Annotated in this window: 10 protein-coding genes; 1 reads left to right on the top strand and 9 read right to left on the bottom strand. The window is 38.2% G+C overall.

The genetic code is table 11. The features are described from left to right. Window positions 1-91 precede the first annotated feature (91 nt). Complete coding sequence (locus F6K20_RS08555) at window positions 92-1,813, top strand: ABC transporter ATP-binding protein (protein WP_287266041.1); 1,722 nt, start codon at window positions 92-94, stop codon at window positions 1,811-1,813. Here the strand turns inward: F6K20_RS08555 and F6K20_RS08550 are convergent. From F6K20_RS08550 to F6K20_RS08510, 9 genes are all read right to left on the bottom strand, one after another. Continuing rightward, window positions 1,791-3,164: a bromodomain-containing protein gene (locus F6K20_RS08550; protein WP_287251320.1), complete on the bottom strand. Its 1,374-nt coding sequence runs from the start codon at window positions 3,162-3,164 to the stop codon at window positions 1,791-1,793. The genes F6K20_RS08555 and F6K20_RS08550 overlap by 23 nt on opposite strands. A 127-nt stretch (window positions 3,165-3,291) precedes the next feature. Then, the gene (locus F6K20_RS08545) at window positions 3,292-4,989 is read right to left on the bottom strand and encodes a cupin-like domain-containing protein (RefSeq protein ID WP_287251319.1); all 1,698 of its coding nucleotides are present in this window, start codon (window positions 4,987-4,989) and stop codon (window positions 3,292-3,294) included. Between the two features lie 22 nt (window positions 4,990-5,011). Then, window positions 5,012-5,965, bottom strand: coding sequence for a cupin-like domain-containing protein (locus tag F6K20_RS08540; protein ID WP_287251317.1), 954 nt, complete (start codon window positions 5,963-5,965; stop codon window positions 5,012-5,014). Window positions 5,966-5,996: 31 nt separating this feature from the next. Further along, window positions 5,997-7,001, bottom strand: a complete 1,005-nt coding sequence (locus F6K20_RS08535; protein ID WP_287266039.1) for a cupin-like domain-containing protein — start codon at window positions 6,999-7,001, stop codon at window positions 5,997-5,999. A gap of 43 nt (window positions 7,002-7,044) precedes the next feature. Next, window positions 7,045-8,121, bottom strand: coding sequence for a cupin-like domain-containing protein (locus F6K20_RS08530; protein WP_287266037.1), 1,077 nt, complete (start codon window positions 8,119-8,121; stop codon window positions 7,045-7,047). A 305-nt stretch (window positions 8,122-8,426) separates the two neighbouring features. Further along, window positions 8,427-8,822 (bottom strand): hypothetical protein, encoded by a 396-nt coding sequence (locus F6K20_RS08525; protein ID WP_071102741.1) that lies wholly within the window; start codon window positions 8,820-8,822, stop codon window positions 8,427-8,429. A gap of 422 nt (window positions 8,823-9,244) precedes the next feature. After that, window positions 9,245-10,216 (bottom strand): CinA family protein, encoded by a 972-nt coding sequence (locus F6K20_RS08520; RefSeq protein ID WP_071102742.1) that lies wholly within the window; start codon window positions 10,214-10,216, stop codon window positions 9,245-9,247. 339 nt (window positions 10,217-10,555) lie between these two features. After that, on the bottom strand, window positions 10,556-11,248 hold the full coding sequence (locus tag F6K20_RS08515; protein ID WP_071102743.1) for a Uma2 family endonuclease: 693 nt from the start codon (window positions 11,246-11,248) through the stop codon (window positions 10,556-10,558). A 63-nt stretch (window positions 11,249-11,311) separates the two neighbouring features. Further along, on the bottom strand, window positions 11,312-11,546 hold a 235-nt coding region (locus tag F6K20_RS08510; RefSeq protein WP_287294412.1), incomplete at its 5' end, for a hypothetical protein.

Here is an 11,546-nt window from a genome sequence, read left to right as displayed (position 1 = left end):
TCTTGCTCAGATGGAGAAACCCGATGCCTCGTAATACTCGTAATAGTAAAACGGCGTTTACTTAATTTTTCACAATGATATGGAGTAAGGGATGAAATACGTTTTACAGATTTTTCAAATTATCAAATACCCCTATGTCAAGCATGCACTCATTTTAGTAACAGTACTATTATTAATAATTCCTGACCTCATAGAACCCCTTATTATTCAGAATATTTTCGATAATGTTTTTCCAAACAAAGATATTAATTTATTATTTTTAATGGTTTTAGCTTTTGGGGTAGCCAGGATTTTTTGGTTTTTACTAAAAATATTTGAGGACTATTTATCTGCTTCTTTTGGCCCGCAAATAATTTTTAGAATAAGACAAAAATTATATTCTCATATTCAAAAAATCGATTTTATAACCTACAGTGAAATACCGAATGGTGAACTGGTATCAAGATTACTTAATGATGTTAATTATTTAGAACATTTTTTATTAGTAGTTTTCCCGAGTACAATCGAAAATATATTAATTGTATGTTTGATAAGTATATTGTTATTTAAGTTTAATTGGCTTTTAGCTTTAGTATTAATTCCCCTATCATCTTTATTGAATTTGGCCTATAAAATTAAAGAAAAAGAGATAGAGAAATTAAGCGCTATCAATCGAAAATATATTTCTGAATTTCAAAAATTTTTTAACGAAAATATAGAACTACACTATTTGATAAAGGTGTTTGGTTTAGAAAAAAATAGATTAATAAAACATACCAAAATTACCCAAAATTATATAAGGAATAATATTAAATTTGTGACGTTATCCAAACTAGTAGAATCTTTGGGAGAACTTATACCTCTAACTTCAAAAATTGTTTTATATGGATTAGGAGGATATCTTCTCATAAATAATCAACTTACCTTAGGTAGTTTAATTGCTTTTGACTATTTATTGGGTCTTATTGTTGAGCCTTTATCTTCTGTTTTTAAGGTTAATCTAAAGTTACAAGCTACCATCCCAGCTATCAAAAGGATTCTGGAATATTTAGAACTGGACACAGAAAAAGAAGGAGATTTAACAGTCAACAAAATCAATTCCTTTAAATTTGAAAAAGTTAATTTTGAATACCAAAAAGGTCAACCCATTTTGAAAAATCTCACTTTTGATATCAAAGCAGGTCAAAACATCGCTTTTGTAGGAAATTCCGGTGCAGGAAAAACTACAATAACTAATTTATTATTTAGATTATACAATCCCAAAGAGGGTTCGATCAAGATTAATGATATTGATATTAGCTCTCTAAAAATCAAATCATTAAGGCAAGCTTTAGGAGTCTGTTCTCAAGATACATTGTTATTTAATACAACAATCAAAGAAAATTTAAAGTACGGAAACTTAAACGCAACAGACCGAGAAATTATAGAAGCTTGCCAGCTGTCACATATTCATCATTTTATTGAAACTTTACCAGAAAAATATGAAACTATAGTTGGGGAAAGAGGCATAAAACTTTCTGGAGGACAAAAGCAGAGGCTTGCAATTGCTAGAGCAATCTTAAAAAATCCTCAAATTTTAATTCTGGATGAAGCCACATCTCATCTTGATAGTGAATCAGAAAATATTATCCAAGAATCACTTAAAACAGTTGCCGAAGGTAGAACGACAATAATCATTGCTCATCGATTATCCACAGTGGTAAATTGCGATCGCATATTTGTTTTGAATCAGGGCAAAATTGTCGAAGAAGGAAAACATCAAGAACTCCTTAAAAGTCAAGGAATTTATTATAAACTTTGGCATGAACAATTTAGATTTGATCCGATTCAGTAACTCTTCTGAGTATTAGTCTGTCTTCTGGATATGCTCCGAAGTCTTTTGTTAGTAAGTAGGAATTATTTGGGGATTTAATGGCTAAATAATCCTTAGCCTGTTCCCAAGACTCCAATCTTTGCATCCAATGCCGATAGTACATCATAGCGACAGTTCTAGCACGGGCAGCTTGTGCTTTAGTAAAGAATAAGTTTTCATTCAGTTCAGTATCTATACTCATTAGATTCATGAACATATTTTTGGCATGCAGATTTTCAGCAAATTTTTTATCCCAAGGCCAAATACTGGCTTTTTTGATATTAATCGGATTCCAGATGGTATCTGGAGCTATCCCCAGGCAAGGCTTATTAAAATCTTTACCATGTTTACCAAGGTGATACAGTTGAAAACAATGTCCTAATTCATGGCTAAGAGTACTACCAGCTTCACAGTCATATTTTTGATTAAGGTAGTTGGCTCGATCGTATCCTAAAGTATCAACAATCAGGCACAAAAAACCAATTTTTCGAGGATAAAATTTGCGGCGATATCGGATTTGGGGCAAATTGGCATAACCCCCAAGATTGCGTCTGGATAAATCCCGTTGCATTAAGATCGCAACATTAAAACAGTTTGGGGATGTGGTAATTTCATCAATCCACTTTCCTTTGTTTGTTTTCACTGGATTGCGAGTATGGACTTCGGAAATTCCAGTTAATCGAAACCGAAATCCCATGGCTCCAATGCGGTCAATACAAGTTTGGTAAAAATCCGAATAAGGTAATAAATAATTGCGCAGATGTTCTTTAGCATACTCTGCCCCTTCCATAGAAAATTCAAAATTTACCTTTTCCAGATTCTTTTCAATTAACCATTTCAAGTAAGCTCGATCGTTATTCTTTTTGATTGAGTCATAATCTCTCTGAATGTCGTAATTATGATTGGGAAGAAACTGTCGTAAGTCATAGGCTAAAATCTCTGGGTGGTCGATCAGATCTATGATATAGTCTTCTTCGCTAAAGTTAACTAGATAAAAATGAATTGGAAACTCCCAAATATAGGAATCATGGATAGGCAGCAGATCCGGAAATTTTTTTTTCCGAGTTAGCTCCATGATTTCTAGGAAGTCTGCAAATGATTTGGAGCGGAAATATTGATACAGAGTGAATTCCCGACCCTCTTGTTGATAAATTCGCTGATTGAAGAATGTTTCATTAACTCTAAAATCGTAAGCAAAGAAGATATTGATAAATTCCTCGATACTGTTGTAAAATTTACCCCGAATGCGATCGGTAATTTCTGCTATTCCTAGATAACAGTTGATTAAAGGATCTAATTGATTGATGTCTAGGGTTAGAGGCAATTTAGGCATTATCGCAGAAAGCCGTTGTTTAAATGTAAGCCAAAGATATTTTGTAACAGATACTTTTGAGCCAGATTGAACTCTAATTTATAATCAAATATATTTGAATTAATTTAATATATCTATCGAATTTTTATTATATTATTGTCTGCTGTCGTAAAGCATCTCGTTTCTCTTTCCAATTGCAAATAATCGGTTTCATGGTTTCCGATTTCATGTATTTTTCCCCTTTTCTCGCCTCCATTCTTTCTAAGAAAGAATCAATATTGGAAACATTCATAAAATCATGGGACAAGGAAATAGAATCTGATAAAGTTAAGGTTTGATGAGACCAACCATTTGGTAAAATTAATACTTCACCTGGTTCGAGCACAAAATCATAAGGCGCAGATGCGTTCATATAAAGCGGATATTTAACTAAATCGGGATTGGTTAAGTCAACTTGACCATCGTACATCCACTTTGTATCTTCAGGTGGGTGAAGTAGCCACCTTTTGCGACCGGAAATTTGAGCAGAATACACATGCTGTCCTAATCTATCCGTATGATTGGCAATCCCAGAACCTTTAGTTCCCATAAAAATCCAGGTCAAGGCATTTAATTCTTTTTTAGGTAGCTCTAAAATCCAATCTTTTTCCTTGTTGTTCAAGGGTTCAATTGTATCAAAATCTTCAGCAAGGATGTCATAAAAGTCATCCAGACACCACATGGAATAATGGGGTTGGTCGAAGTTGCTTTCCAGATACTTTCTTAATCGTATTTTTTTAGACTTATCGTCGTGACCATGGAAATACTGAATGAAAGCATTGCCAAACCTCTCTCGAAAATAATCTAAATTCCACTTGTGCAGAGCTGGCCAATGATTGATTTGATTCTGGAGAATAACTGCTTGATGAGGAATGAGGTATTTTTCTAACAACTCTTCAAAAGAAATGGAGTAATAAATACGCTCAATAGGAGTCGTTTTTCTTTGGGTAAGTTGAGCAGCCCAATTTGCTTTAATTGACTGACTGGCGCGATAAAATGTCTCTACTTTAGGATCGATATGGTGAGATTTATTGAGTTCGGAAATATAATGGTGATAATTTGTCTCATTGACAAGATCGTGGGTAATAGAAATAGAATCTGATAAAATTTCAGTTTGATGCCACCACCCAACGGGAATAATTAAAATTTCACCAGTTTCTAAAATGAAGTCGAGGGCTTTGGCTTCCTTGAAATTAGGGTATTTTTCAATCGATTCTTCTCGTTTTAACCAGTCAGCTTTACCCTCATACATAAACTCAGATTCTTCTGGAGGAGAAACAATCCAGCGCTTTGTGCCCATAATTTGAGCTGACCAGAGATGAGTCCCCATACTATCTTGATGATTCTTAATGCCCGTGCCAGTATTGCCAATAAAAATTACATTCATGTCCCCATGAATAGTTTTGGGAAGATCCAATAACCAGTTAAATTTAGTATCGGAAAGAATTGTCCCGGCAAGGGGATAATCTGGGGAGAGTATGGGAAATAGTTCTTTGGTATATAGGCTAGAGTATAATATTTCTCCCTGTTGCATTTTCGCAAACATTTTTTTCAATCTCATTTGAGATGACTTAGCTTCGTTGCCAGAAGGGAAAACATTGGTATAAATGTTACCATACTTTTCCTGAAACCAGGAAAAACTCCACTTCTTGCTTGCTTCCCAGTCATCAATTAGACCTCGAATGATAACCGGTTTTCTTTTATAAAGATAATCATCAATAATTGTGCGACTAGTTACACTAGCATCTAGGTAATCTATGCTTTCGTTAGGATAGTAGTTTTGGAGGATTTTTTCGCCTTTAGACATGGGATTTATCCTGGTTTTTATTTCAAACTCCAAACCAAAGCTTGTTTCTCTGGTTAAACATTAGTAAAATAGTAGAAATTTTATGGTTTTGAGCGTATTTTTGGATCCGTTTTAGTTTTTGGCCAGGATTCTCTTCATTATCAAAAATAGTTTGCAGAGCTTCGGTATCATCTGCCGATAAAGCAAATGCATTTTTTTGAAACATTTTCGAGAGAACTAATAGTAATTCCGAATTGGCTTCGTAAAAGGAAAACGAAAGGGCAATATTGCGTTTAAAACTCTCCACTGTATGCCACCAACTACAAGGAATGTAGAGGACATCTCCGGGATGGATTTCGGTTTCATACAAAGTTGCCTGTTCAAAAAGAGGATATTGTTGGTAATCTGGTTGATGAATATCAATAGGTGAATAGTTGGCATTTTCCTCTCCGCCTTTTGGATACATATAAGCTGTTTGGGCAATATCGACCAGCGTCAACTTCTTATATCCGCTGACCTGGCAGAGGAGATTCTCATACCAGTCATGGTGAAAGGCAATACGATTTCCTCCTCGGGTCATCAACATGCGACGTCTGGAAAATACATCAAAGGCATGGAAGAGATCGATATCTGGGACATTCTGGATCAGAGCTGGGAATAGCCAACTACCAACAAAATAGTCGGTTTCCCCTTCTGGAAGGGTTAATCTCTCTAAAAATCTGGAAAAAGGCATATAAACTTTCTCAGCATCGTCGAAAATTCTCCCCTCAAATTGATCTCTGGATGTTTCGACATCTACTGTCTTAAACCCCACAACCTGCTCCAAATACTCATTTGTCCACAGGTGAATGGCATCCCAGTGTTTTACTCCTCCGCAAATAACTAATGGAGTATTCTTTTGCACATAGTTTCCGTAGAACTCCTCTTTGGATATTTGTTCGACTTTGGGAACCCTCGCTCTTTTATTTTTTATGTTGTAGCTGGATAATATATTCATCGCGATCGCTTTTCCATAAGTTTACTCAAGCTCAGTAGGTACTATGACCGTAGAGAATATCAAAAAGGCTTTCTTCTATTAAACGGCGAAAAATTTGATGAAAATAGTAAGAAGTTCCCTGCTCTTTGAGGTATTTCCGGTGATATTTTTTCAGTTGAGCGTTACGTTTAGAAGCTTTTTCTTCAGATCTAATGATGGCAAGTAAGTCGTTCTTTACCGATTCATCCACCGGAAGGGTGTCGCAGTCTACCAATTTCTCTACAACATTGAGCCGTTGAGCCATTGTCTCGTTGATGATGTAAGACACTGCAATATTCCTGCCAAAGGACGTTACGCGATGCCACCAGTAACAAGGAACATACAAAATATCGCCTTTTTTAATGCGAGCTACGTAAGGAGTGGCATGGTTTAGGAGAGGGAATTGCCCAGAATCCAGCCGATCGAGATCGATAGCAGAAATAAACTGTTCAGGGGTTGCCGGATACAGGTACTTGAAATCGGTGATATCAAACAGCAGGAATTCTTTTTCCCCATCACATTGGCACATGATATTTTCATTGTCGTCATAGTGCAAATGGGATTTTTGACCGCCATTGCCCCAGAATAACGTCCTTCTCCTGGAAATAGGGAAGGTCTCCAAAACAGGATGAGTTCCCAAATCTTGATGTAAAACAGGAAATAGGTTCTGGTCTGAAATATAGTAATTCTTATCAATACTTTTATAGCGTTCGATGAAGTCGGCGACGCTCATCTTTTCCTGAAGACTATCTTTAAGATTTACCTTTCCTTCCTGATAATAGGAAAAGATATAAACCTTGACTGGTTGTTCTCCGACGACTTTTTTTAAATAGTCGTCTTCCCACTGCATGGCCTGCCAATGCTGAATACCTTGGCGAATAATGACGGGGCGGTGCTTGGCAACATACTCATTGGCAAAAGTTTCATTATCAATCGTTTTGACTTCCGCTACAGGAATTGGATTTTTGAGGTTTATTGGATGATGGTTTGATAGCTGTTCGATGCTTAAATTTAACATAATAAGTATAAGTTATTATAAATTATGCATTTATTCGGTTAATTTATACCTCAAAAATACCAGGGTTTATTCGATAAAAATTTTGCATCAAATATAAAACTGGATAACTATAGTTACCTGAATGAAGTTCAATTTTAACCATAGGCTTAACACGTTTAAACGCATTATAAACAGGACTAATATCCTGTTGTTTATTTTTTAAATATTCATACAAAAGACTAAGTTTTAAATATAAATAGAAAATATTCAACTCCATTAAACCACCTTCATTTTGCAGATATTGCTGAGTATTAATCGCCGTTTCCTCTCGATTTTCTAACATAGTCAGCATAGTATGTTTTTCTGATTCAGAGATAGGTAAAGCATCGTTTTTTACTAACTTTATATAGGCCATTAATTGCGAAATCCGATCGGTTCTTACATAAGATAATGCCATGTTCCTGCCTTGGGAACGGACGCTATGCCACCAGTATCCGGGAACATATAACATATCCCCTGGATAAAGATGAGCATTATATCTGGTGACTTCTTTAAAGAGGGGAAAGGCTTGATAATCCACATTATTCACATCTACTGGCGAAAAGTCTGGACTATCTTGATGATCGTAAGCATACATTTTGCGAAAATCTGCGATATCAAAGAGAGGAAACTCTTTTTCGCCATCAATCAAAACATAGATATTTTCCTCATCGTCATAATGGAGTGGCGCATATTGTTCTCCTGCACCGAGAAAGAATCCAGTTCGCTTATGATAGTGCTCTAACCGATTGAATCCCTCCAATATTTCATGGTTGCCCATGTCTTGAACTAAAATACTCGGTATATCGGAGTCATTAATGTAATATTGAGAATTATCTTGATAGTGATCTAAAAACTCACCAAATTTCATATATTTCATGGGAGATTGGTGGTTAAAACCAAAATCATGGCGAATAGATGTGGTTTTAAAAATTTTTCTATTGCCAGCAAGTTTAGCTAAATAATCATCAGAATGCCATTTTTTAACAGCTGGCCAATCTTTAGCCCCACCTCGAATCAGGCACGGAGTATTTTTGAGGAAATAATCTTGATAAAATTCGGCTTGGGTAATACTGGTTAATACAGGTACTTCTCTTTGCATCGCTCCTAGCACCGTTCTTTGATAATTAGGTGGATATCAATAAAATTCCCCTAGGGTGAGAGGCTGATAAATCCTCAAAATAGTCTCTCTAACTAAAACAAAAATCCTTCGCAGTTGAGAATCCCCGCATTGAATTGGCGGGGATTCCTATAAACCCAGCGTGGTCAATTGAATAAGAATTAGACGGCGAATAAATTCGCGCCCGTCGTCATTCAAACTCACAATAAAACCGGACTCTCCCTCGGACCATTAGTGACAAGTTAAGATTCTATAGGATTTGTCATAACTTGTCATCCACCCCGGTACTAATTACGACTCCGACGACGTAAGCGAAATGCAGCAACAGCTGCATTTTCATTTAGCATCTTATTGGGGATAAAGGTGCTTAAGGAAACATCCGCTTTCTGGTTGTATTTAAGTTCCACATAGTTGGGATTGCTCTTCAGCACAGGAACAGCAATATAGGTCGTGCCGTTGATATCAATCTCGCTCTTATGGATACTCAAAGATTCGTCAAATTCTCCCTCTTCAGGAGTGTCAGTATCATCCTCTTGATCATCAATATCCATTTCCCGATCTAATTCGTTATCTAGATATTCTGGATAATGCTTGAGGAAGTCTACAGAGACATACAATACGCCGTCAATTTCAACTTCGTTACCAAACACTGATAGGTTGTCATTCGTAGTAGTTGCACTCATAGTCTATTTATCCTACTATCAAATTTTGTTGCCAAAAATAATACTATTATACAATGGGGTATTCGAGTAAAAACATAACAATTTCTTAAGAAATTGTTATGTTTTTACTCCTGATTCATTCTTGCAGTTCTCAATTGGGTGAGGTCCCTTCGTCTTGGGTTAATGGGAGCAGGGGGAGAAAGATAATGTTCTGGATATCGTAAGTGTGGGCAATTATCCTGATTTGATCTAATTCCTCTCCATGATCAACTTGAAGGGGCTAATCCCTGTATCCCAACCCTCACCAAGCACGGGTTGAGACCTAGGACTTACTGCTCCCCACACTCGCCGCTCCCCCGCCCCACAGTCCCCACACTTCCCTCGACTAACTATAGGGTACCTAAATCAATTGTGATAATTTTTGATGCCATATTCCCTACTCCCTAGTTCCTGTTCCGTCTTCCCTGTTTCCTGTTCCCTCTTCCCTTTGCCATACCCACTGGACAACGCTCGATGTGCTCCTTGATCACCCAAGTTGGTTCACCATACCTGATGTAACGGCCATCATAGGGTTCTTGACACATGGAGTCGAGAGTTTTACAAGTGACATTATCGCCGTCGCTGGTACAGACAAAGTTTTGGAGGTGTTGTTGCGCCAGTTCCAGAGCGTCAATCACCACATTTTGCCGAATCAATTTCCGCGTCATGGACAAGGTTGGAGCGGATACATACCCCTTAGGGTCGGCCTCAGCTTCGGAACGATATTGTTGACAAACAACTTCAGTCATAGGCAATCCATCACCATCGCAAAGTGCCATGCGCCGGTGCCTGGTATTGAAGACAATGGGCTGCTCGTGGATGTCACTGTCTTGGCTCTCAGAGATGGTGCGAATAGAAACTGCTGCGTTGACAACACCAAGGTCGTCCAATTTATTTTTGTCAACCGGTCCGGCGTTTCCGGTAACTGCAATGGAGACCATCGCCCGACTATTTTTCAAAGCACCGGCAGCCATTTGTCGAGCCGTGGTTTCGGTATAAACATCGCCTTTCTTGACCCCGAGCATCTTGCGCTTAGCATCACTATCATAGGTGGAAAATCCACCGTAGGTGTAGGAGCCATAGAGGGGAATGTTGACGATGGTGGAAATAATCATGCCACTGGTCAGAGACTCCGCTGTGACAACATTGAGCTGCCGTGCCTTAATTTCTTTCAAAAAGCTTTCAGCTTTGTCATTCATCAGAGGAGTGTAATCAATGGACATATAATCTACTGTACTGCAACCGTTGTTTAGGTACAGTAACCCTCGTAAGCAGGTTTGAGCCGAGTTGCTGGTATCGGCCATTGCTAGTTGGACACCAAGCACAAAGGGTAGGATGAGCGATACCAGTACCATCAAAACCTTATTTTTCGACATTTTCGACTGTCTTTCTCCAAAAGATAGATGAATTGACTCTGATTACACTATCAATGATTGGCTTGTATTAGCTAGTCTTTATTTAAATTTAATGGTTTTGACAGCAAGGGAGTAGGGAGTAGGGAGTAGGGAGTAGGGAGTAGGGAGTCGGGAGTAGGGAGTCGGGAGTCGGAAACTTCGGATTAAAAATTATCACAATTCATTAATAGACCTCTTGCCAAAGTATTTTTCTGATAGTGTTGGCGTCAATTATTCTCAAATGTTCCCTGTTCCCTATTCCCTGTTCCCTGCTCCCTGCTCCCTGCTCCCTTTGCTAAAGTACTAAATAACCACAATTAATTAAGAAAAACTTGCCAACTGCTGCAAAAACTGTTGATGTTCCGAACTCGCCAACCCAGCTTGCCAGGTTGCCATCACCTCAAGCATATCCCCCGCCAAAAGTGCCGAAACTGCTAACCATAATCCCGGAAAAACTTGGCTGCGGATAATTCCTTCTTGATCAGCTACAAGAGAAACATATTCTCCGTCTTGCCAAGAAAACCAATCAAAACGCTGGTCAATTACTTGCCAGACCAGATATTCTTTTACTCCATTGCGACGATAGACTCGTTTTTTATCTCGCAGGTCAATGGAAGCAGTACTTGCCGCAATTTCTACCACTAGTTCTGGTGCGCCCTCAATATAACCATCATCGTCCAGACGACTTTGGCCACCACAATTGCTATCAATGAGTAAAACCGCATCAGGTTGGGGTTCATTATCCAGATCCAGCCGCACTGTAGGGTTATCACCTAATCTTACACCAGGAGTTGCTATTTTATAGTTGCCCAACCAAACGAGTAAATTAGCATGGGGCTCAGCGTGGGCTTCAAACCGTAAGGGGGATCCTATATAAACAATTCCTTCAATTAGTTCTGCTTTTTTGAGGTGGGGCATGGCTTGATAACGCCGCTCAAATTCTCCACGAGACAGCAGATCTCCATTTTCTAGGACTGGAAGAGTTCTCTGTCTGTTAGTGATGGGAGCGCTCATAACTTTTCTACTGTTTCCTGATGGGTTTGTACTAAAGTTATTAGTTATTAGTTATAGCAGTTTTCAATTGGGTGAGGTACATTTTTTAGCATTGCTGAATCTTCGGATGAATATCAGTGGGGTGGGCAGGATTCCCACGGGCAAGATGCCCGTTCCACAACAAGATGCCCGTTCCACAAAAGATGCCCGTTCCACAAAAGATGCCCGTTCCACAACAAGATGCCCGTTCCACAACAAGATGCCCATTCCAGCCACCGGGTCAAACAGCTTTAATGAGATGCACCCGATACTCATCACA

Origin of the sequence: Moorena sp. SIO2C4 (assembly GCF_010672485.1) — a bacterium.
GTDB lineage: Bacteria > Cyanobacteriota > Cyanobacteriia > Cyanobacteriales > Coleofasciculaceae > Moorena > Moorena producens.
Note: the sequence above shows the minus strand (reverse complement) of the source record. Positions and strands in the feature narration are given on the sequence as shown.